Here is a 21,658-nt window from a genome sequence, read left to right as displayed (position 1 = left end):
GAAGCAGGAAGCCAAGGTTCACTCGAACGGCGAAGGCTTGACTGTGAGGTTAATGCCTCAGATTCCTGCGCCCAGATATGGGTTCACGTGCATGGATTCCATTGACAAAGAACCGGTTCTGGAACTGTTTGAACGCTGTTTTTCCGAGCCTGCCAGTCAAGCTTTATGGCAATGGAAGTATGGTTCCAGCAATGGCCTATCACTGGTTGCGAGAAAGCACGACAGGCTTGTGGCCCATTATGGATGTTTACATCGGATACTGCATTTCAAGGGCAGGTCGGTGCTTGGGTTGCAAATGTGCGATGTCATGGTGGATCCGTCTGAGCGTGGGATCTCCCTTGGGATGGGCCTTTTGGAGCGAATGGCCACATTAGTGCAAGCATTGTACTTTGGTTATGGTCAGAAATATGCCTTCGGCTTCGGATTTCCGAATGATCGTCATCTGAAGCTTGGTGTGAAGCTCGGGTTGTACGCCAAGATAGAAGAGTTTGTGGCATTCGAGTGGAGTGCCACAGCCGCGAAAAGAATTGGACTCACCCGAGGCAGGTGGCTTGCTTCACTTGAGCATGTGAAAGAGGTCGTTAATCAATTATGGAAGGACATGCGTGATGATTTGCATGATGCGATTGTCTGTGACAGAAATCATGAATATCTGCGCGCACGCTACGAACGTCATCCCGGATTTAAGTACCATTATCTTCTCGTAGAGAGTGGTTTGACATGCAAGCCAAAGGGATTGGTTATTCTACGGCAGGAGGGCGATGCATGCAGAATAATGGATTTTATTGGCTCCTTGGGTCATATTCGGGTCATGTTGTCTCATGCTCGTGGATTTGCTGCCCGACTCGGCGCCACAAAGGTGCTGTTGTGGATCAATTCAGGAAATGCGAGCCGATTTAAAAGTCAAGAAGCCTTAGGGATGAAAACAGGAATCTCAGTTGCCTCGACATGCAAAATTCAGCGTATCCCGACCGCGGATGTCGCCGATAACTGGTGGCTCACGATGGGGGATACAGACTATCTGTGAGCCCAAAGCTTTCTGACGAACCTGTTGTTGGCCTGAAGATGGCAAGAATGTTTGCCTCCGAGAGTCCAGAGCCTGGCATCCTGATGGTTACCCGCGAGTACCCGTGGGATATGCGATTTGGTATAGGTAGAAGCCTTACTCCTCTTGTCGATGAGATGAAATCGCGTGGATATCGGGTTCTTTACTTGCACCAAGGACATGTCACGGATCTACGCAGGCAAGCCCGCCAAAAGATCCTCGAAAGGCTGGTAAGAGCTCCGTTCATTCAATCCAGGTCAGACAGGATGGCGTTGGCTTCGGCCTGGGTAGAGCGACTGGATATGGGTTTCCTTGCCTACCAAATGGCACAAGAAAATGCCTACCGCTATGTGCATTTACATGATCCTTGGTTAGCCATTGGTTTTTGGTTGGCAATGCGACGCCATATGCCCTGTGCAGCAGCCAGGATCAGATGGGGTATTACCGAACATGGATTTGGCAGTTATGCCCAGGCTGCTGCTGTTGATGGGTTGCCTCAGGGGCCATGGGCACGTAGGCTTTTAACCGGATTGGAGAGGTTTGTCGTAGCAAGATCAGATTGGGTCATTATACCGACCAAAATCGGTCGTGACTGTTTGCTCAAAGATTTGGGATTGGATAGCCCTCCTGTGAGCTGGCATGTGATTCCGCATGCCAGGCCGAACCTGAGCTCGATGTCGAAGTTAGAGGCGCGACGCATGCTGGGATGGTCGCAGGATTGGGTTATTATTCTGGCGATAGGCAGATTGGTATCTCTTAAACGATTTGATGCTGTCGCCAAAAGTTTCATCGAATTATCTCGTGTATACCAAAACCTGCATTTATGTGTTCTGGGAGCAGGGGATGATCGTTCATGGGAAAAGCCAATTCGTGAGCAAGGATTGGGCGAGCGTTTTATGCTGATGTGCGCAGATGATGTGTCACCTTATCTGCATGCCGCTGATCTCTATGTAAGCGCGTCTGCTACTGAGTCCTTCGGGCTGGCAAATCTTGAAGCGCTGTCCGCTGGCCTGCCTGTGATCTGCACCAATGTGGGTGCGGTTCAGGAGGTGGTGGGCAAGTCTGCTCTACTGATTAAGGGCGATTTAAGCGATCTAATATCTGCTATCCAATCCTTGCTGGACTCTGATGTGAAAAGAGCCACGCTATCCCGCGCGGCTCTCTCACATGTGTCTTCATGGCCAACAGTTAATGTGGTTGCGACGAGGTATCTGGACGCGTATGGTCTGGCGTATGAATAAGATTCCTTGCAGTGAGCCTCTCTGTGCCCTGCCCGCTGAGCTCGATTTATCAGCCCTCTCGCGTGTGCTGGTTTTTGCCCCCCATCCGGATGATGAGAGCCTCGGTTGCGGGGGTACTCTCGCCATTTTGGCAAAAAGAATTGATGTAGATGTAAAGGTTGTCTTGGTAACGGATGGCAGTGGCGCGGGGGAACTGCCCCTGGGGACGGATGTGATTCGGCAGGGGGAGTTTGTCTCTGCACTGCATGTTTTGGGTATCGATGATTCGGTAATGTTGAACCATCCTGATGGTTTTTTTCATGATGGTATGGTCTTCGAAGAAGAGTTGATAGGCTTGATACAGCAATATGAGCCCAAGTGGATATTATGTCCGCCGCCTGCGGACATACATCGGGATCACAGAGCGATTGCGGCAGCCGTTATCCGAATATGTCAAAAAGCAGCTTGGGTGGGTGGCATTCTGTGCTATGAGGTCTGGACGCCTGTAAATGCTACCCATGTTGTGGACATTACTGATGTCCTTGAGCTCAAGAGTCAGGCTATTTCATGCCACGCGACCGCCTTGTTGGCAGGTGACTATAGTTCCTGCATCCTGTCGTTGAACAGATACCGTGGGTTATATCTTGGCTTTGGAAGGTACGCTGAGGCATTTCGGTTGCTCAAGCTGGATGGCAGCGCCTGCTAAACTCAGCAGGCTCTGATTCAATATTTGCACGTGATATGGTCGCGGATATCTCTTCTGGCTGGTGTCTGTGCATGTGGCTTGGGATTTTGCTTGGCCTTTCTGCTGGTCAATAAGAAGGGGGAACGACATGATTAAGCAGTCAATCAAGCACCTTCTTGGTGGTGTGATAAAGCGGTGGGACAAATTTCTCTATCAGGGATACTACCAGGTTGGTATTCTGCCGGTGAGGCCATTTTATCAGGTCAATATCGAAACCACCACCGTGTGTACTAGGAAGTGCGATTTTTGTCTGTATGGTATCAAGGAATCGGTGCCGGCAACCCGGATGCATGATGATGTATTTCGCAAGCTTATCGACGAGTTGGCGGGCATGCGCTTCAGCGGCAGGCTATCACTGTTCAACATCAATGAACCACTGACGGATAGGCGTATATTCAAGTTTCTTGAATATGCCAGCTCAAGACTGCCGAAGGCTTACCATGTGCTTGTTTCGAATGGAGATCTGTTGACCCAGGAACGGCTTGGGCGATTGTTTGAGTCTGGGCTGGATGAACTCTATGTCAATTCCTATGATGAGTCAGGTTTGGCGCATAATCTTGAAGTTATTAGCTTGATTCCTGAGTATCGACACAGGGTCAGGCACGTTGATAGGACACAGTATACGGAGTGGCATGGCAGGGCTGGCAATGTTGCCAAATATTACTCGCAACCAACTGCCGGCTATTGTGAGCTGCCTAACTATGTCCTGTATATAAAGCCAAACGGTGATGTGCTTTCTTGTTGCAATGATTTCGAGTCCGTAAACGTTCTGGGGAATGTGGTTTCATCTTCGATAAGAGACGTATGGTATGGCAAGAGGTTCAAGGATTTTCGCCGACGCCTAAGCCAAGGTGATAGGGGGTGCTCGGCATTATGTTCCAAGTGCGATTACAAGGCTAACCTGCCCTACTTTAAGAAAAATCATCGCGTAGCGATGGGGAAAGATCGTGTGGTATGAGTTGATATATCTTGTCGCCCCTGGGTTTCTGTAATAGCACATGTTTTTAGTTTTTGTCTGGCTCTGTGGTTAATGGGTGTCTCTTCTCTGGGTGGCCATGCGAAGCCTATATTTTTATAGTACTTTGAGAGCTTCAGGGGAAGATAATAACTTTCTTTTGATCAGGCTGGTTGCCTGTGTCTTTGTGATAATTGGCCACTCTTACTTTCTTGCTCCCAGGGAGTGTGGGCACTGTGTTGATTTCATGCTGCTGCTGACCCGTTCATGGCCATCTCATGTATTGGGTGTGCAGATATTGTTTCTGGTGAGCGGATTTCTGGTTGCCACCAGCTATCGTCGACACCGTTCCTTTGTTGTCTTCATGCTGCTGAGGGCTGTGAGGATACTGCCGGGCTATTTTGTATGCATTTTGCTGATGGGGCTTGCTGTGGGGCTTTTCTATACCGAGCAGCCATGGCGAAGCTATCTTGCCCATGTCGATCTTCACCGTTACCTGCTCAAGAATCTTTCATTAAGGATGTTTGTGGACAATCTCCCGGATGTTCGGTTTTCTGCCAGGCAGGGCGGTGCTACTGTTAACGGTAGCTTGTGGACGATCCCAGTCGAGGTGCGTCTTTACCTGCTGGTGGGGCTGGCCGGGTTTGTTGGCGTGCTTCGCACGTGTTGTTCAGCCAATCTTGTTATTGCTGCACTGCTGGCTGTGCTCGTATATATGATCGAGTTCGCGGGTGGCGGCAGTGTTGCACAGTTAAGTCTTTTCTTTCTCATGGGGGTTTTTTTCTGTTGTAATAGCGCCCTTATTCCGCTATCCATGCCAACCTTGCTGGTGATGCTTGTTGGGGCATTTATTATTCATGGCCAGCCGGGGTTTCGATATTATCTTGCGTTTGTTCTGTCTTACGCGGTGCTGTCATTTGCCTATGCGCCAAGAGTGCCGCTACCAGTATGGCTTGAGGACTACTCTTATGGCATATATCTATATGGGTATCCTGCGCAGCAGATTGTGGCTAGGCATTATGCCGAGTCCGGTCCCTATGAGCTGATGATGATGGGCCTGCCCATCGCGTGTATCATGGGCCTGTTCTCTTGGCACGCAATAGAAAAGCCAGCCATCCGATATATCCGAATGCGCTTGGGCCAGGCTCACCTTGTTCCTGGCGCTGCGCCCTGAGGGTTGCACTGCGAGGCATTCATCTTATTTATATGAAGATAATGTTTGTTCTGCCGGCTTCAGCTGTAGGGGGCGCCGAAATCAGGTTTCGTTCCATCATCACATCCTTGCGAATGGGGCAAGTAAGCCTGATCACGCAGGCCTGTGTGGCCGATCTCTTTTCGGAGGCTCATGTACCAATCCGATTGTTCGAGGATTATGGGTGCACAGAGAGCATGCCCATGAACTTCCGAAACATGGTGCGCTATTCCGCTGCGATTGCCCAGTTCGCTGATGAGCAGAATGTTGATGTGATCTTTGGAGTCATGCATGTTGGGACCTTATATGCCGCTTTTGCTAGAGACCGATATCGGTTAAGAGCGAAGGTTGTTGGCTCCCTTCTCGGCAATGTAAGTGCTTATTTTGCTGCTCGGGGCAAAGGACCAAGCCGTTGGGAGCGGATGGTCGTTAAATATATGCTCACAAGATCAGACAGAATAGTGGTTTCTACGCGTGGTGTCAGGGATGATCTGGTCAAGGCCCATGGCGCCCGCGCGACCAAGGTGGAGGTTATCAATAACGGTATCGATATTGATCGGGTGAGGCGGCTGGCCTGCATGCCTGTGACGGAACTTGAGCCATTCTCGGGCAAGACGATTCTTACGGCCTGCCGCATGAATCCGCAAAAGGATTTGTATGTTCTAGTTGATGCTTTCGCCAAAGTCCTTGCCAAGTGCGAGGCGCGGCTCGTTCTTGTGGGAGGGGGGGAGTTGCTGCCTGCGCTGGTACAATATGCTAAAGATGTAGGTGTGGCAGAACATGTTGTTTTCTGTGGCTATCAAGACAATCCATACAAATATATGCGCGAAGCGGATGTGTTTGTTCTTTCGTCGAAGTTTGAGGGATTTGGTAACGTCATAGTGGAAGCCATGGCCTTGGGCGTTCCAGTGGTTGCGAGCGACTGTCCCTCAGGCCCTTCTGAGATCATCCAGCATGGGATCAATGGGTATTTGACAGCACCGGGCGATGTCGATGCGCTTTGTGCAGCAGTCCTACACCTTCTGCTGGAAAGGGAAGATTCCGCAAAACTCGCTGCCGCTGGACGGCGTCGTGCTGAAGACTTCAGGCTTGAGCATATGGTTTGTGCCTACGAAAAAGTTTTGTCCGCCGTTTTCTAATATTGCCATTCTATTCTTGGCTTCATGCCGTTTATGAAGAGGTGTGTGGAAGCTGGCCCTAATGTGCGGTCCTGCCAAGAGGGCTGTTCCGGTCCGAAGCTGGTGGTTCTTACGGATGACTTTATGCGGCAGTCCTGCTGATGATTTATCTGGAGTGGGTGTATTCCCTATTGGCTCTGCCATCTCCCTGGATTGTGATGCGTGCTTTAAAGCATTCACAGGGTGATTCATTATCCATCTTGAGGTTTCATCCGGTCGATGATATTTCGAATATTGGCAGTTTTGGGCGCAACCAAAACTCATCGCATCTAGTGTGGCGGCTTGCAGTCTTCGCCTGGTTCTTGTTGATCGTGGCTGCTGCCCGTCCCGTCTGGCAAGGCGAGCCCATCGAGCAGGGTGTCAGCGGGCGTGATCTGATGATGGCCGTCGATTTGTCCGGCAGCATGGAAGTCGCCGATTTCATGCTCAAGGGGCACAAGGTTGACCGGTTGACGGCGACCAAGGCCGTCGCGGGTGAATTCATCGAGCGCCGGATGGGGGACCGTGTCGGGCTGATCCTGTTCGGCGAGAAGGCCTATTTGCAGGCGCCCCTGACCTTCGACCGCAAGACCGTGCGGACCCTTCTCGACGAATCCGTGATCGGCCTTGCCGGCGACAAGACAGCCATCGGCGATGCCATCGGTCTCGCGGTGAAGCGGCTGAAGGACAATCCCAAGGATCAGCGGGTGCTGATCCTGCTGAGCGACGGCGCCAACACGGCCGGCAGCATTGCCCCGCTGCAGGCGGCCGAGCTGGCGGCCAAGGCGGGGCTCAGGATCTACACCATCGGCATCGGCGCCGAGGAAATGACGATACGCGACCTGCTCGGTAGCCGGAGCGTCAATCCGTCACAGGATCTGGACGAACCCACGATGCGGGGTATCGCCGAAAAAACCGGAGGACGCTACTTCCGGGCGCGCGACGTGCGCGAGCTGGAAGGGATTTACCGGCTGCTGGACGAACTGGAGCCGATCGAGCGCGGCAAGCGTTACTATCGTCCCCGCACGGAGCTCTATCCCTGGCCGCTCGGGTCCGCCCTGCTGCTGTCGGGGCTGATCTATCTCGCAAGACGACACCAGGCTAGCGTGTGACCGATTTCCACTTCCTGCGCCCTGCCTGGTTGCTGGCCTTTCTGCCACTGGCGGTCCTGCTGTGGGACTGGGCGCGGCGACGCCAGGGACCCGGGGACTGGGCAGCCTATGTCGATCCCGCCCTGCAACCCCATGTGCTGATCGGAACCCCTTCCCGATCATCCCGTCTGCCCCTCTGGCTGGCCGGCATCGCCGGCACCCTGGCCATCCTGGCGCTGGCTGGCCCGGCCTGGGAGCGCTTGCCGACGCCCGTGTTCCGCAATCTCTCGCCTCTGGTCGTCGTCATGGATCTGTCCTGGGCCATGGAGGCCACCGATCTGCGGCCCAGCCGCCTGGAGCGGGCCCGCTACAAGATCGATGATCTCCTGCGCGCCCGCAAGGATGGCCAGGTTGCTCTGGTTGCCTATGCCGGCGATGCCTTCACCGTCACGCCGCTGACCGACGATGCCGCGACCGTCAGTGCCCAGCTCGCGGCCCTGTCGCCACGGATCATGCCGGTCCAGGGCGAGCGCCTCGAGCTGGGTCTGGACACGGCCGCGCGCTTGCTGGCGCAGGCGGGACAGGCAAGCGGCGACGTGCTGGTGGTGACGGCGGGCGAATCGGTCACGGCAGCCAGGGAGACGGCTGCCCGGCTGAGACGGGAAGGCTATCGCGTCTCGCTGCTGGGCGTCGGATCCCGGGACGGTGCCCCGGTGCCGCTGCCGGATGGCGGCTTCCTCAAGGATCGCGAGGGTCGTGTGCGGGTATCGCGGCTGGATATCAAGGCGCTTTGGGATGTCGCGCAGGCTGGCGGCGGCGTCTACCGGACCCTCGATGCCGCCGCGGCCGATACGGACGCCCTGCTGGACTTTATCGACCGGCGCGCGGTGGCCGAACAGCAGGCGGGTCAGCCGGTGCAGCTCGACCAGTGGCGGGACGCCGGCATCTGGTTGTTGCTGCCGCTGGTTCTGCTGGCGGTGCTCGGATTCCGGCGGGGCTGGCTGGGCCTTTTGTTGCTGGGACTGCTGTTGCCGTTGCCGCCCCCTGCCGAAGCGCTGGAATGGCGGGATCTCTGGCTGCGCGCGGATCAGCAGGCGCAGCGGGCGCTGGCGGCCGGTGACGCGAAGGCCGCTGCCGAGCGCTTCGACAACCCGGACTGGAAGGCAGCCGCGGAATACCGGGCTGGTGACTTCGCGTCGGCCGCCCGGCGCCTCGAAGCGTTTGATCAGCCGCGCGCGCACTACAACCGCGGCAATGCGCTTGCCCGCCAGGGCCAATGGGCGCAGGCTCTTGAGGCCTACGACCGCGCGTTGGCGGCCTCGCCCGGCGATGAGGATGCCCGGTTCAACCGCCAGTTGGTGGAAGAAGCCCTGCATCGGCAGCAACAGGAGCAGAAGCACGAGCAGCAGGCGCAGCAGGATTCGTCCTCCTCGCAGGGTAGCCAGGCGTCGGGCGATCCGCCCCAGGCCGGGCAGAAGAATCCGGCAGCCGGGCAGGATGGCCAGCCGGCATCGGCGCAGAATCCATCTGCCGGCGAAACTTCTGACGAGGCACTGCAATCCCAGGAGGCGCAGGCCGATTCCTCCGCCGACCGCTCCGGGCAGGCTGCGGCACCAGGTGATGCCTCCCGGTCGACCGGGGCCACCGCCGATACACCATCGCCGGATGCCGGCGGTCGTGAGCCGGTCGGCCAGGCGGGTGCGCCATCGGAGCCCCATGATGCGGAAGCCTCGCAGGGACAGCCGCAGGCGGCAGCCGAGCCTTCCGCCGAGACCGCATCCCGGGGTGCGGCCACGTCGGCCGCCATGCCCAGTGAGCAGGATCAGGCCGATGCCCAGTGGCTGCGACGGATACCGGACGATCCGGGGGGTCTGCTCCAGCGCAAGTTTCATTACCAGTATCGATTGCGGCAGCAGACCCAGCCGTCGCAGTGAGGGATTGATGACATTCATGGATTTCGCGTGGCGTCGCCCGGCATCATCCAGCAGCCGCCCGCAGGGTGCGAGCCTTCCGCTGTTGACGGTATTCCGGCGGCTGGCGCCGCTATGGCTGCTGTTGCTGACGGCACCGGCGCTCCGGGCGGCCAACATCGAGGTCAGCCTGGACCGCAATCCCGTGCCCGTCAACGAATCCTTCACCCTCACCTTCTCGGCCGACGAGTCGCCCGATGGCGAGCCGGATTTCTCGCCGTTGCAGGCCCGCTTCGAAGTGCTCAACCAGAGCCAGAGCAGCCAGTTTTCCATCGTCAACGGCCGCGCCACGCGCCGCCTGAACTGGCAGCTGCAGGTCATGGCCAAGCAGGCCGGTACCCTTGACATACCCGCCATCGCCTTCGGCTCGGATCGCTCCCGCCCGTTTGCGGTCACCGTCACCCACGGTGCCGTGCGCAGCAGGCAGGGCGGCGAGGCCCGGATCTTCCTGGAGGCCGACATCGAGCCAAAGAATCCCTACGTCCAGGCGCAGGCCATCCTGACCCTGCGGGTACTCAGCCGGGTGGCCTTTAGCGGTGACCTCGCCCAGCCCGAGGTACCCGACGCGGTGGTGGTCAAGCTGGAGGATGATCGGGAATACGTCACGCTGCGGGATGGCGTGCAGTTCCGGGTCGACGAGCGCCGCTACGCTGTTTTTCCGCAGAAGAGCGGGCCGCTGACCATCGGCCCGGTCAACCTGACCGCTCAGCTGGGGGCCGCCTCGTTCGGACCTTTCTTCCGCGCTCCCGCACGCCAGCAACGGCTGCATTCGGATCCCCTGACGGTGAATGTCCGTCCGATTCCGGCGGCATTCACCGGCAAGCACTGGTTGCCGGTGGCCAGCCTCGAATTGAGCGAGACCTGGACGCCCGCCAAGCTGGAGGTAGCGGCAGGCGATCCGGTGACCCGCAGCATCCGCGTGCAGGCCCGGGGCGCCAGTGTCGGCATGTTGCCCGAGCTGATGGCTGGCGAGATGTCTGCCGCCGATCTCAGGCAATACCCCGATCAGCCGGTGACGCAGGAAGAGGTCAGCGCGGATGGGTTGCGCAGCCAGCGCGAACAAAAGATCGCCCTGATGGCGGCACGGCCGGGAACCTTTGCCCTCCCGGCGGTGGAAATACCTTGGTGGAATACCGCGACCGACCGCATGGAAGTGGCGCGGCTGCCGGAGCGCACGCTGTCGATCCTGCCCGCCGCCGGTGCCGAGGTGGCGGCTCCACCCGTTGAGCCGGTGGCAAAATCCGAGCCCCCGGCACCCGCGCCATCCGCCGAGACAGCGTCGCAGCTGCCGCCACCCGTCTTCGAGAATCCCTGGTTCTGGATGGCCCTGGTCATGGGGGCCGGCTGGCTGCTGACAGGCCTTGCCTGGTGGTGGCGTTCCTCGCGCGCAGGAGCCCGCGGGATGGCGGTCGGCAACAGCAGCCCGGTGCCATCGGAGAAGGCCCTGCTGAGGTCAGTGGAGCAGGCCTGCAAGAACAACGATCCGCGCGCCGCTCATGCAGCGCTGCAGCAATGGGCCAGGCAGCGCTGGCCAGAGGCTATTTCGCCTTGGGTGGCGTTACTACAATGCGCCGACCCGACACTGAGACTACAAATGATAGCGCTATCCAGGGCTCTATATTCGGTCTCGGCTGGCGGCTGGACGGGTGGGCACTTGTTAGACGCCTTAAAAACCTCCTTCTGCATCAAGGCAGGTCATGATGCTGGGCGTGAAACGGGGCCGCTAGAAGAACTGAATCCTATATGAGCAGGCGGTGTGGATTGGCTGGGGTCCAGGCAACTGGCGTGTTGTTGGTTGCTCGAGGCGTGGGAGAGCGGCAGTCTCAATTCGGATTATGGTTTTCAAAGTCTGGCTTTTATCGGTGATCTAGACGACGGCGTGGCGCTGGCTTGCACTTGGCATGCATTGAGTGGCGTGGTAGTTATGTCTACCTGGGATCAGGGAACATCATCAAGATGTGGCCATCAGTATTGGATATCGTCTGCTTGATTCCTGTGGCACTTAAGGCTGCGCATCGGCTGGCCTGATAAGGCTCGACATGAATGCGATGTGCGCCCCACATGGCATTCTGGAGATGCCTTATAGGGTCAACATGCATTCTTGCCAGGCCCGGGTAACTTCTTGGATCTCCGCAAACTCTGACAACCTTGTCATTGACAAAAGGTGTGAATGATTTTATTTCGTCGGAAAAATACCCGAGTGTTCTAGATATCTTGGTTTCTTCCAGAGAGATGTCTGCCCAGAGTGTCAGCCCCCCATTAAGTGCAATTAGGCATGCGGAAAAGCCGATGAGCTGGAGGATGTTTTTCTTTTGATAATGCATGAGAAAGGCTGCGGGCATGATGGCGAATATCCATAGCCAGACTTCAGACCGCCCAGCAACGCGTATACCGGTTTTTATCTCTATGAGTAGCTCGAAGCAAAATATGAAAGCGCCAGTCAGTAAGGCTGTTTTGGATGCTCCGCGAGTTTCTTTGCTCCAGAATGCCAAGAGGTGGCAGAGGCCGGATGCTAGGAATGTGGATGGGGAATACTGAATAACATCAAGCAGGGTTCTATAATATTTCTCTGCGTTGGGTACGATGTCGCCAAGGTGGTGGAGTGGGTTAGGCTCCCGCCAGTGTTGGAGCATGATTCCGAAATAGCCGTGATATGACTGATTTAGAGTATAAATCGCAAGTACAGCGAGCAGATACGATGCTGAATATGTCAGTATGATGGCTGAAAAGTTCTTTCTGTTGGCTTCCGCATGTCTCAATGCCATTAATATAAGCGGTATGCTGCTCAGGCTTGCATAAGAAGCAACCAGGAGAACTGTGGCGGCCGAGAAAGCCAGCAAATGCCTCCTGAACCCATCTGTAAGATGAATTGTGGCAGTCATGGCGAGCAGCACCAGCATCGCCGGAGTTGACGTGGTTGGCCAACGAGAGAGATCGGCGATAATCGGTGAAAAAAATAAAGTCAGAGCAATCAGTCCGGAGAAGTCTTTCCTTGACAGCAAGATGGATATAATGCCCGACACCCCTGCATGGCACGTGATAAATATTAGCGAGGACAGCGTCGCGGTTAGGTGCTTGCTGAAAAAGTACCAGATATAGTTGAGCCAGCGGCCTTCCCACAGTGTACGCTCCCAGGGAGTTCCGTAGCCGGGTACAACGCCAGCCTCAAATAGGAAATCCCAGTCATCATGATTGATGACGGCCTGGGTTATCTGATTCATGCCAAGCAGAGCCATCGATATGATTACGGCGTAGTGCGCGGAGTTGAGTTTAGGCAGGCTTGGTTTCACGGCATTAAGCGTGCGTTGAGTGTGTTCGAAATTTCGATGCCAGAATGCTTCGAACTATCCCGTGAGGCATTGTGGTGATGAGTCTCGGCCCGATCGGTGGTTTGCATCCTTCTGAATACAGCCTGGGTTATTGGCGAATGCTTTTGAGTCCGCCATGACTAGATTGCTTGCTGGCGAGCTCATCGATGTGCTGTTTTGTTCGTCTTGGCTGCGGATAGGGAAAAGGCCGGGGATATGAAGTAAGCGCTTCGCGACAAGTTGATTTGCTGTAAACTCTCGGCATTCTGGGATATGGACGGACGAGAGAGCAGTGGCACGAGTTGCACCGATAGAATTGGAGGACAGTGAGCGCGAATGCCTGATGGAGATCATCAAGAAGGGCGCGGATTGGCGCGAGCGAGATCGGGCGGAAACGATCTTGTTGCTGGCAGCAGGGTATAGCGTGCAATCGGTGGCGGAACAGCAGAGGCTGTGCCGGGAAGCGGTGCGGGTTCGGCGGCGCAAATGGCTAAAATCAGGTTTGGCGAGTTTGCCGGATCGACCGCGCAGCGGGGCCCCGAGCAAGCTGACGGACGAGCACCGCCAGCAGTTGGGAACGTGGGTGGAGAGTGAAGCGTTGTCGTCGCGGGAATTGCTGACGCGCCTGGAGCGTGAATACCAGGTTGTCATCGGTCGGACCACCTTGCGCCTGGAATTGAAGCAACTGGGCTACGTGTGGAAGCGTACGCGCTACAGCTTGAAAAAAAACGCGATCCGGAGCGATTCGAACGGGCCCGAGGCGACATCGAAGATCTGATCCAACAGGCCCAAGCGGGCGAAATTGAGCTGGCTTATGTGGATGAGGCGGGTTTCGCGCCGCAACCGCCGAACCGCTCGGCCTGGAGCAAGGTGGGTGAAACGCATGCGGTGGTATCGAAGCGGTCGCAACGCCTGAATGTCATTGGCGCGCTGCTGTCCTCGGGGCGGTTGATGATGGCGAAGCTGTGGCATAGCGTGACTGGCCTGTGGTGCTTCGGTTTTCTCATGGCCCTGATCGAGCGGGTCAAGAAGCCGATGGTGGTAATCCTGGACAATGCATCGATCCACACGGCGAAAGCGCTGGAACCGTATTGGGAACTGCTGAAGGAGAAAGGCATGCGGTTTTACTTCCTGCCGCCCTACAGCCCGGAGTTGAACCGGATCGAAATCCTGTGGAAGAAGATGAAGTACGAATGGCTGCCCTTCAAGTCCTTCACGCCGACTGAGCTGGAACAGGCCATCGACAAAATCGGGGCTGGTTTCGGCTCAGAATACCAACTGACTTTCTGCTAGGCACTTACATGCCTCATATATTCAATTTATTGAAGATGATTGCCGGCAGATGCTGTATGACTCGCATGATGATGCGCCACTTGCCCGGAACATAGGCGATGGCGGCTCCGCGCCGCACGGCTTGCCGCGCCTGGTCGGCCACCTGCTCCACCGGCGCCACCTTCAATCCCTGCGCCTTCATCCCGGCCGTCATCGGCGTATCCGTGGGGCCCGGCTTGATCAGCACGACCTTGACCGGTGTGCTTGCCAGGCGGTGCTGGAGTCCCTGCGCGTACCGTTCCACCATGCCCTTGGCGGAACCGTAGACGTAATTGGATTTCCGGCCTCGGTCACCGGCCACGGAGCCGATGATGGCCAGGGTGCCGCGGTTGGCCTTTTCCATGTGTCCGGCGAAGGCTTCGGCGAACAGGACCGGCGAGAGTCCGTTGATTGCCAGCGTGTCCCGGCACAGTTGCAGATCGTTCTGGCAGGTGATCTGGTCCGGCAGGGAGCCTTGGGCGATCAGGACCGTGTCGATGGGCTTCCCGGCGATATGGTCCACGGTGGCGCGGATTTTCGCCGGGTCGAGAAAATCGCTCGCGATCACCTCGACCGTTGTGCCGGGGCCGCGGACCCGAAGGTCGGCCGCCACCCGTTCGACCCGGGCAGCGTCGCGCCCGACCAGCACCAGATCCACCGGTCCTTCCCCGACCCAGTGACGGGCACAATGCTCGGCGATGGCGGAGGTGGCACTGACGATCACGATGCGTGGACGATTGCTCATATTCAGGTATCCATCAGTCGGCGCGACAGATCCGAGCGAATGCCTGGGTCGCGGTAGGGCAGGAATTCCGGCCAGCGGGGGTAGCCGGCTTTGAACAGATCGCGCGGCATGCGGGCGTCCTTGGCCGGGTAGATACGCCCGTCGGCGTCGCGGACGATGGCGTCCAGCCGCTCGAACAAGCGGTGGGTATCCGCGCCGCGGTTCGGGAAATCCAGCGCCAGCGTCACCCCGGGGCGGGGAAAGCTCAGCATCCCGGGCGCCGGTCGCTGGCCGAAGGTTTTCAGCACCGCCAGGAACGAGCCCTCGCCGGAACGGGCGATAGCCTCCAGCATGGCCTGCACGGCTTCCTGGCCGCCGTCCCTCGGGACCACGCTCTGGTATTGGTAAAACCCGCGTCGCCCGTACATGCGGTTCCATTCCAGCAGGTTGTCGAGAGGATAGAAAAAGGGCTCGTAGTGGACCCTGGCGCGACCGGGCTTCAGCCGGTGTGCATGAAAGTACGCGGCATTGAAAGGACGCAGGCTCAACCGGTTCACCAGCGAGAACGGCGGTGTGAACGGCATGGCGCGGGCCCGGGTCGGCGCTCGCGGGCCCCGGTCGGCGGCGACGTGATTGGCGCGCATGAACAGCCCGCGCCCGCCCGGGTACAGGCAGTCGATCCAGGCGACCGTGTGCTCCCAGCCGGACTCGGAAGCGTCCGCCAGGTCGAAGAATGGCGCCAGGCCATGGAAGGGCAGGGTTTCCGCCTGCAGCCAGGGACTTTCGCAGCGCCGCAGCTGCAAGGTTGCCTCGGCGATCACGCCGGTCAGGCCCAGGCCGCCCACCGTGGCGGCGAACCAGTCCGGCTGTTCGTCGGGACCGCAATCGATGGTTTCGCCGCTGGTGCGCAGCAGCCGCAGCCGCGGCAGGTGGTCGCCGAAGCTGCCCTGGACGTGATGGTTCTTGCCATGCACGTCGTTGGCGATGGCGCCTCCCACCGTCGCCAGCTGTGTGCCTGGCGTGACCGGCAGCATCCAGCCCCGCGGCACGAAGAGGCGCTGGATGTCGCGCAGCAGCACGCCGGCCTCGCAGCGCAGGCGCCCGCTCGCCGGATCGAAGGCGATGAAGCGATCCAGCGTGGTGGTCTGCCAGAGTGTGCCGCCGCTGTTCAGGCAGATATCGCCGTAGCTGCGGCCGTTGCCGAAGGCGATGCCCGGCCGGCTGTCGGCGATTGCCTGACCGATCCGGTTGCGGTCGGCCAATGGCACCACCCGGTGCGACGGGCGGGTCAGCCGACCCCAGGAGGTCAGGTCTGTCATGCCGTCGCGCCGACGCGGAAGACGAAGCGTTTGTCGAGTTGATACTTGGTCAGATAGCCGAGGGCCAGGCCGATGACGCCACCCAGGTAGCGCATCTCCTTGGATTCGAACAGCCGGTCGAAGCCAAATTCGAAGCCCCAGAAAATCACCGTGGTCAGCAGGCCCATCAGGGTATAGAGCGCGAAGGTCAGGCTGTCGTGGACGGTATCCCGGGCGCGGAAGCGGAAGATATAGCGCTTGTCGAGCACATACTTGACGACCAGGCCGACCCCGGTGCCGGTCATGACGGAAATCAGCACGGCATCGGTGCCGTCGTAGTGGCGGACCACCAGATCCTGGGCGCCGATATTGGTGGCGGTGGCGATCAGGGCCAGGAAGGCATACAACAAGGCGAGCTTCATCGTGAGAAAATGATTCCGTGGCTTGTTTGGGGGGAAGTCCTGTGAATTGTAAGGTAAACCGTGCCGCGCGGCTTGACCGCTGGCGCGGATTGTGGCGCCTGATGCGTCCCCGGCAGTGGATCAAGAACGGTTTCGTCCTGGCGCCGCTGCTGTTTTCCGGCGAATTTCTTCAGCCGCTGGCGGTCCGGGATTCCCTGCTGGCCTTCGCGCTGTTCTGTGTGGCGTCCTCGGCGACCTACATCGTCAATGACTGGCGCGATATCGAGCGGGACCGGCGCCATCCCGTGAAGTCGCGCACGCGGCCGCTGGCGGCCGGGCAGGTGTCCGTTCCGGCAGCGCTGACGCTGCTTGCCATCCTGTACGCGGCGCTCATCGGCGGCGGCGTCCTGATGCCGCGGGTGATCCTGGTCATTGCCGGCTATCTGCTGCTGAATCTTGCCTACACGCTGGTGCTCAAGCACCAGCCGGTCATCGACATCTTCACCATCGCCATCGGCTTTGTCCTGCGGGTGATGGCCGGCGCCATGGCCCTGACGGTGCCGCTGTCGGGCTGGATGTTCGTCACCACCCTCTGTCTGGCCCTGTACCTGGCGGCGGTCAAGCGGCGGCAGGAGCTCAGCCAGAGCGGCAGCGAAGGGCGCCAGGTACTGGCGCGCTATTCGGTGGCGCTGGTCGATCGCTACGCGGAAATGGCGGCGACCGGGGCGCTGGTGTTCTACAGCCTGTTCGTGATGACCGCCAAGCCCCGTCTGGTGTTGACCGTGCCGCTGGTGCTGTTCGGCCTGTTTCGCTACTGGTACGTGGTCGAGGAGCTCGATGGCGGCGAATCGCCCACCGACGCGCTGCTGGCCGATTGGCAGCTGCTGCTCACCGTGGCGCTGTGGGCGGCCGTTTGCGGCTGGGCGCTGTGGCCCGTCGGAGGCTGAGCATGGATCTGGCCTATCTCGTCACGCCGGGTCTGGCCTGGCTCACGGCCGGCAGCCTGAAGTTCCTCGTCAACAGCCTCAGGGCAGGGCAATGGGCATTTGGCCAGATCGGCTACGGCGGGTTGCCCAGCAACCACAGCGCGATTGTCAGCAGCGCCGCCGCGCTGGTAGCCCTGCGGGAAGGCATCGGTCATCCGGCCTTCGGGGTGGCGGTGGCGCTGGCCTTCGTTGTCATGCTGGACGCCAACAGCCTGAGAAGGCAGGTCGGCCGCCAGGCCGAGGCGATCAACCGGCTGGCGGCCGGCCAGCCGGACGCGGGGCATGTCCCGCTGCGCGAGCGCATGGGCCACAGCCGGCTGGAGATCCTGGTCGGCGTGCTGGTCGGCAGTGCCGTCGCGGCCGCTGTCCAGCGCCTGATGGGGTAGGCGCCCGGCGCCATCAGTCTTGCGGGCGGCGCCAGCGATCCAGTTGCCAGAAAGCCGCCTGGGTCAGGAGCACGCCAAGGCCGAAGCCGAGCACGAAGAACTCCGAGGCGTGATGCCCCGCCCAGCTTCCCAGACCCTTGCCACACAGGTAGCCCAGCAACAGCGCCAGGCCGATTCGCAGCCGCTTGACGATTTCCTCGATATTCATGATGCGTGGGCCAGGGTGTGTATGATCGACCATTGATGATAGCCGGATCTGGCCGCGGCGCGGATGCTCCGCCGTGTTCGGGAACCCTGGGCCGGCGCCCGGTCTCGAAGGGCCCGCGTTATCCAACAGCCCCATGGTGATCGACATGAGCGACGACGACAAACATGACTATCGTGCCCTGCGCGACTGGTTCCGCGCGGCCATCAAGGCGCGCGGCCTCGACCATCGCGCCGAGCCCATGAGCTACGAAGCCAATACCGCCTACGACCATGCCTATTATCGGTTGCAGGCCGAGGCCCGCGAGGTCTGGCTGCGGCACCATGGTTACGCACCGCCGGACGAGTATCTCGCGCGCGCCTTTTTCGATGCCGAGATCGACCGCTACCGCCGCGCCCGTGACTGGCGCAACCCGCTGGGCTGGCTGCGGCGCCTGTGGACACAGCGGCGCAAGCCGCGTTGCCCACACGCCCGGTGCGGTTGAAAAAGCCAGGCGGAAAACCTATTCTTCCCGGCTTTCGGCAGGCCGCCCGGCAAACCCACGGCGGCCATTCACGCAGCGCAAGCCATCCAGTATCCGGGGGTACCGGGCATGAGCCAAACCCAGCCCATCGTCCATGACAACGTGCCGAGCCCGTTCTGCGGCATCGGTTCCGACGACTTGCGAATCGCCGTCGACGGGCTGCAGGTCACGGTGGCCGCGCACGGCGATGCCGTCACCCGGGCCGGCTTCGAGCAACCGATCACGGACACGGTCGCCCGCGTGGCGGGTCAGCCGGCCACGCTGGAAGCGGCCGTCGCCCATGCCGCGGAGCTGCTGCGCTCGGCCCAGCTGCCGGTCTTCAACGGTTTCGGCACCGATGTCGGCGAGACACGCGCCGCGCTGGCGCTCATCGAACGCTGCGGCGGCGTCTTCGATCAGGCCACGTCCGCCTCCGGGCTGCGCAACCTGCTGGTGCTGGCGGACTCCGGCTGGATGACCACCACGCTGGCCGAGGTGCGCAATCGCGCCGATGTGCTGGTGGTCTTCGGCACCGACATCGAGGCGCTGTTCCCGCGCTTCTTCGAGCGTGTCATCTGGACCGAGGAAACGCTGTTCGGCGGGGACCCCCGCCAGCGCGACATCATCTTCATCGGACGGGCGCCGTCAGGCATCGCGGCCAACACCCCCGATGGCCGGCCGCCGCGCGTGATCGACTGCGCGGTGGAGGACCTGCCGCAGGTGGCGGCGGCCCTGTCGGCGCTGGCAGCCGGCGCCCGGTTGCAGGCCGAGACGGTGGGCGGTGTCGCCATGGCCGAGCTGCGCGATGTTGTCGAGCGCTTGCAGGCGGCGGCTTACGGCGTCATTACCTGGGCCGCCGCCCAGCTGGATTTCCCGCAGGCCGAACTGACCGTGCAGCAGCTATGCAAGGCGGTGGCCAGTCTGAATCGCGCCACCCGCTGCGCCGGCCTGCCGCTGGGCGGGCGGAACGGCGACCGGACCGCCAGTCAGGTGGCCGGCTGGATCACCGGCTATCCCACCCGTGTGGGCTACCTGCGCGGCTACCCGGAATTCGACCCCTATCACTACGATGCGGCGCGCTTGCTGGCCAGCGGCGAGGCCGACCGGCTGGTCTGGGTTGCATCCCTCGCCGTCACGCCGCCGCCGGTCGTCGACGTGCCCACCATCGTCATCGGCCGCTCCGGCATGACCTTCGCGCGAGAGCCGGAGGTCTTCATCCCGGTCGGCGTACCCGGCATCGATTTCCCCGGCCATATGTACCGCTGCGACAGCGTCGTCGCCCTGCCGCTCTACCAGCTGCGGGATTCCGGCCTGCCGCGGGCGTCCCGGGTGCTGCAGGCCATCGAACAGTTGCTGGATGCGTGAGCGGGACAGGCGCGGCGCCGGTATGGCGGCGCCCGGTTCCGCCGGCTTGCCCGCCCGCCGCTGAGATCGGCGCGGCGTTCCATCGCCACAGGAGAGTGAATTCATGCTGATCAAACTGACCGGCGGCAAGGTTGTCGATCCCGCCCACGGCATCGACGGCGATGTGCGCGATATCTACATCCGTGATGGCCGCATCATCGCCCATCATGTGGCCGACGGCGAGCGGCCGGATCAGGAGTTCGACTGCCGGGGCAAGGTCGTCATGGCCGGCGCCATCGACATGCATACCCACATCGGCGGCGGCAAGGTCAACATTGCCCGCAACCTGTTGCCGGAGGATCATCGCGGCGATCCCGTGCCCCGCTCCGGCCCCATGCGTGCCGGCGCCGGCCATGTGGCACCCTCGACGCTGACGGCCGGCTACCGTTATGCCGAAATGGGCTACACGGCCGGGTTCGAGCCCGCCGTGCTGCCGGTCAACGCCCGCCAGGCGCACATGGAAATGGCCGACACACCGCTGCTGGATGTCGGCGGCTACGTCATGCTGGGCAGCGACGACTTCTTCCTGCGCCTGCTGTCGTCCGGCGCCGGGCAGGAGGTTATCAACGATTACGTGGCCTGGACCATTCATGCCGCCCAGGCCATCGGCATCAAGGTGGTCAACCCCGGCGGCATCAGCGCCTTCAAGTTCAACCAGCGCAAGCTGGACCTGGATGAGCAGCATCGCTATTACGGCATCACGCCGCGGCAGATTCTCCACAGTCTGGCACGCGCGGTGCATGAGCTCGGCATTCCGCACCCCTTGCATGTGCACGGCTGCAACCTGGGCGTGCCCGGCAATCTGGACACCACGCTGAACACCATCGTCGGCATCGAAGGGCTGCCGATGCACCTGACCCACATCCAGTTCCACAGCTACGGGACCGAGGGGGATCGCAAGTTCTCGTCTGGCGCGGCGCAGATTGCCGAGGCCATCAACAGGAATCCCAACATCACCGCCGATGTCGGCCAGATCCTGTTCGGCCAGACCGTGACGGCCTCCGGCGACTCGATGATGCAGTTCGCCAATCACACGCACGCGCACCCCAACAAATGGGTGTGCATGGACATCGAGTGCGATGCCGGCTGCGGAGTGGTGCCGTTCCGCTACAAGGACAAGAACTTCGTCAATGCCTTGCAGTGGTGCATCGGCCTGGAAATCTTCCTGCTGGTGGAGGATCCCTGGCGCGTGTTCCTGACCACCGATCATCCCAATGGCGCGCCGTTCACGACCTATCCGCATCTGATCCGGCTGCTCATGGACAAGAGCTTCCGTGACGACCGGCTCGCCTCCATCCATCCCGACGCCGCCGCGATGAGCACGCTGGGCTCGCTCCAGCGCGAGTACAGCCTGTACGAGATCGCCATCATGACCCGCGCCGGGGCGGCCCGGATACTCGGGCTGCACGACCGGGGCCATCTGGGTGCCGGGGCGGCCGCCGACATCACTGTCTACACCGAGCAGGACGACAAGGAAGCGATGTTCGCTACGCCCGACTACGTCTTCAAGGATGGCGAACTGGTCGTGAAGCAGGGCCGGGTGGTCAAGGTGGTCTGGGGCAACCTCCACACCCTGCGGCCCGAATTCGACCGCGCGGCCATCGAGAGCCGGTTGCGGCCCTACTTCGACCGCTATCACACGATGAAACTCGAAAACTTCATCATCCGCGACTGGGAAATCGAGGACGATGGCCGCAGCAAGATTCTCGTGCACCCGTGCCGGGGGCAGGGTTGACACCCGCAGCGGTAACCGACGAG

The 21,658-nt window shown here is 60.0% G+C and carries 21 protein-coding genes; 16 read left to right on the top strand and 5 right to left on the bottom strand.

All coding sequences use genetic code 11. The features are described 5' to 3' along the window. Positions 1 to 91: 91 nt before the first annotated feature. The 9 genes from ACH5N8_RS15150 (at position 92) to ACH5N8_RS15110 (ending at position 11,122) form a co-directional block, all read left to right on the top strand. Complete coding sequence (locus ACH5N8_RS15150) at positions 92 to 1,027, top strand: GNAT family N-acetyltransferase (RefSeq protein ID WP_483281930.1); 936 nt, start codon at positions 92 to 94, stop codon at positions 1,025 to 1,027. Further along, entirely contained in the window at positions 1,024 to 2,286 is a 1,263-nt protein-coding gene (locus ACH5N8_RS15145) for a glycosyltransferase family 4 protein (protein ID WP_483281929.1), read from the top strand. Before ACH5N8_RS15150 ends, ACH5N8_RS15145 begins: the two co-directional genes overlap by 4 nt. After that, positions 2,279 to 2,971 carry a PIG-L deacetylase family protein gene (locus tag ACH5N8_RS15140; protein WP_483281928.1) on the top strand — a complete coding sequence of 231 codons (693 nt, stop codon included), beginning with the start codon at positions 2,279 to 2,281 and terminating at the stop codon, positions 2,969 to 2,971. The genes ACH5N8_RS15145 and ACH5N8_RS15140 overlap by 8 nt, the downstream gene beginning before the upstream one ends. Before the next feature lie 127 nt (positions 2,972 to 3,098). After that, positions 3,099 to 3,968: a radical SAM/SPASM domain-containing protein gene (locus tag ACH5N8_RS15135; RefSeq protein WP_483281927.1), complete on the top strand. Its 870-nt coding sequence runs from the start codon at positions 3,099 to 3,101 to the stop codon at positions 3,966 to 3,968. A 97-nt stretch (positions 3,969 to 4,065) separates the two neighbouring features. Further along, positions 4,066 to 5,139 carry an acyltransferase family protein gene (locus ACH5N8_RS15130; RefSeq protein ID WP_483281926.1) on the top strand — a complete coding sequence of 358 codons (1,074 nt, stop codon included), beginning with the start codon at positions 4,066 to 4,068 and terminating at the stop codon, positions 5,137 to 5,139. Between the two features lie 32 nt (positions 5,140 to 5,171). Beyond that, positions 5,172 to 6,296 (top strand): glycosyltransferase, encoded by a 1,125-nt coding sequence (locus ACH5N8_RS15125; protein ID WP_483281925.1) that lies wholly within the window; start codon positions 5,172 to 5,174, stop codon positions 6,294 to 6,296. Between the two features lie 350 nt (positions 6,297 to 6,646). After that, positions 6,647 to 7,426, top strand: coding sequence for a vWA domain-containing protein (locus tag ACH5N8_RS15120; RefSeq protein ID WP_483281924.1), 780 nt, complete (start codon positions 6,647 to 6,649; stop codon positions 7,424 to 7,426). Beyond that, positions 7,423 to 9,339: a VWA domain-containing protein gene (locus ACH5N8_RS15115; protein WP_483281923.1), complete on the top strand. Its 1,917-nt coding sequence runs from the start codon at positions 7,423 to 7,425 to the stop codon at positions 9,337 to 9,339. The genes ACH5N8_RS15120 and ACH5N8_RS15115 overlap by 4 nt, the downstream gene beginning before the upstream one ends. A 7-nt stretch (positions 9,340 to 9,346) precedes the next feature. Then, positions 9,347 to 11,122, top strand: coding sequence for a BatD family protein (locus ACH5N8_RS15110; RefSeq protein ID WP_483281922.1), 1,776 nt, complete (start codon positions 9,347 to 9,349; stop codon positions 11,120 to 11,122). Positions 11,123 to 11,303: 181 nt separating this feature from the next. Here the strand turns inward: ACH5N8_RS15110 and ACH5N8_RS15105 are convergent, their stop codons facing one another. After that, complete coding sequence (locus ACH5N8_RS15105) at positions 11,304 to 12,665, bottom strand: hypothetical protein (RefSeq protein WP_483281921.1); 1,362 nt, start codon at positions 12,663 to 12,665, stop codon at positions 11,304 to 11,306. A 361-nt stretch (positions 12,666 to 13,026) separates the two neighbouring features. On the opposite strand from ACH5N8_RS15105, the gene ACH5N8_RS15100 reads away from it, so the two are divergent. Both ACH5N8_RS15100 and ACH5N8_RS15095 read left to right on the top strand, forming a co-directional pair. Beyond that, positions 13,027 to 13,461 carry a helix-turn-helix domain-containing protein gene (locus ACH5N8_RS15100; RefSeq protein ID WP_483281920.1) on the top strand — a complete coding sequence of 145 codons (435 nt, stop codon included), beginning with the start codon at positions 13,027 to 13,029 and terminating at the stop codon, positions 13,459 to 13,461. After that, positions 13,380 to 13,976 carry an IS630 family transposase gene (locus ACH5N8_RS15095; RefSeq protein WP_483281919.1) on the top strand — a complete coding sequence of 199 codons (597 nt, stop codon included), beginning with the start codon at positions 13,380 to 13,382 and terminating at the stop codon, positions 13,974 to 13,976. Before ACH5N8_RS15100 ends, ACH5N8_RS15095 begins: the two co-directional genes overlap by 82 nt. Before the next feature lie 13 nt (positions 13,977 to 13,989). On the opposite strand, the gene ACH5N8_RS15090 is transcribed toward ACH5N8_RS15095, so the two are convergent. Genes ACH5N8_RS15090 through ACH5N8_RS15080 form a run of 3 tightly spaced genes read right to left on the bottom strand, consistent with a single transcriptional unit; the run spans position 13,990 to position 16,438 of the window. After that, positions 13,990 to 14,739 carry an SDR family NAD(P)-dependent oxidoreductase gene (locus tag ACH5N8_RS15090; protein WP_483281918.1) on the bottom strand — a complete coding sequence of 250 codons (750 nt, stop codon included), beginning with the start codon at positions 14,737 to 14,739 and terminating at the stop codon, positions 13,990 to 13,992. Between the two features lie 2 nt (positions 14,740 to 14,741). Further along, positions 14,742 to 16,037, bottom strand: a complete 1,296-nt coding sequence (locus ACH5N8_RS15085; protein WP_483281917.1) for an FAD-binding oxidoreductase — start codon at positions 16,035 to 16,037, stop codon at positions 14,742 to 14,744. Beyond that, a complete protein-coding gene (locus ACH5N8_RS15080; protein ID WP_460026402.1) occupies positions 16,034 to 16,438 on the bottom strand; it encodes a GtrA family protein in 405 nt (134 codons plus the stop codon). The genes ACH5N8_RS15085 and ACH5N8_RS15080 overlap by 4 nt, the downstream gene beginning before the upstream one ends. Before the next feature lie 41 nt (positions 16,439 to 16,479). Between ACH5N8_RS15080 and ACH5N8_RS15075 the strand changes: the two genes are divergently transcribed. Together ACH5N8_RS15075 and ACH5N8_RS15070 are read left to right on the top strand one after the other, a co-directional pair. After that, positions 16,480 to 17,364 carry a decaprenyl-phosphate phosphoribosyltransferase gene (locus ACH5N8_RS15075; protein ID WP_483281916.1) on the top strand — a complete coding sequence of 295 codons (885 nt, stop codon included), beginning with the start codon at positions 16,480 to 16,482 and terminating at the stop codon, positions 17,362 to 17,364. 2 nt (positions 17,365 to 17,366) lie between these two features. After that, entirely contained in the window at positions 17,367 to 17,789 is a 423-nt protein-coding gene (locus ACH5N8_RS15070) for a divergent PAP2 family protein (RefSeq protein WP_483281915.1), read from the top strand. Between the two features lie 13 nt (positions 17,790 to 17,802). Here ACH5N8_RS15070 and ACH5N8_RS15065 read toward each other — a convergent pair whose 3' ends face one another. Beyond that, positions 17,803 to 17,997, bottom strand: a complete 195-nt coding sequence (locus ACH5N8_RS15065; RefSeq protein WP_460026405.1) for a hypothetical protein — start codon at positions 17,995 to 17,997, stop codon at positions 17,803 to 17,805. A 145-nt stretch (positions 17,998 to 18,142) separates the two neighbouring features. On the opposite strand from ACH5N8_RS15065, the gene ACH5N8_RS15060 reads away from it, so the two are divergent. From ACH5N8_RS15060 to ACH5N8_RS15050, 3 genes are all read left to right on the top strand, one after another. Next, entirely contained in the window at positions 18,143 to 18,478 is a 336-nt protein-coding gene (locus ACH5N8_RS15060) for a hypothetical protein (RefSeq protein WP_483281914.1), read from the top strand. A 108-nt stretch (positions 18,479 to 18,586) separates the two neighbouring features. Continuing rightward, on the top strand, positions 18,587 to 19,861 hold the full coding sequence (locus ACH5N8_RS15055) for a formylmethanofuran dehydrogenase subunit B (protein WP_483281913.1): 1,275 nt from the start codon (positions 18,587 to 18,589) through the stop codon (positions 19,859 to 19,861). A gap of 103 nt (positions 19,862 to 19,964) precedes the next feature. Next, entirely contained in the window at positions 19,965 to 21,635 is a 1,671-nt protein-coding gene (locus ACH5N8_RS15050; protein WP_483281912.1) for a formylmethanofuran dehydrogenase subunit A, read from the top strand. The last annotated feature ends 23 nt before the right edge of the window (positions 21,636 to 21,658 follow it).

It is taken from the genome of Methyloparacoccus sp. NF-16 (assembly GCF_056880625.1).
This window is presented reverse-complemented; position numbering and strand designations above follow the sequence as displayed.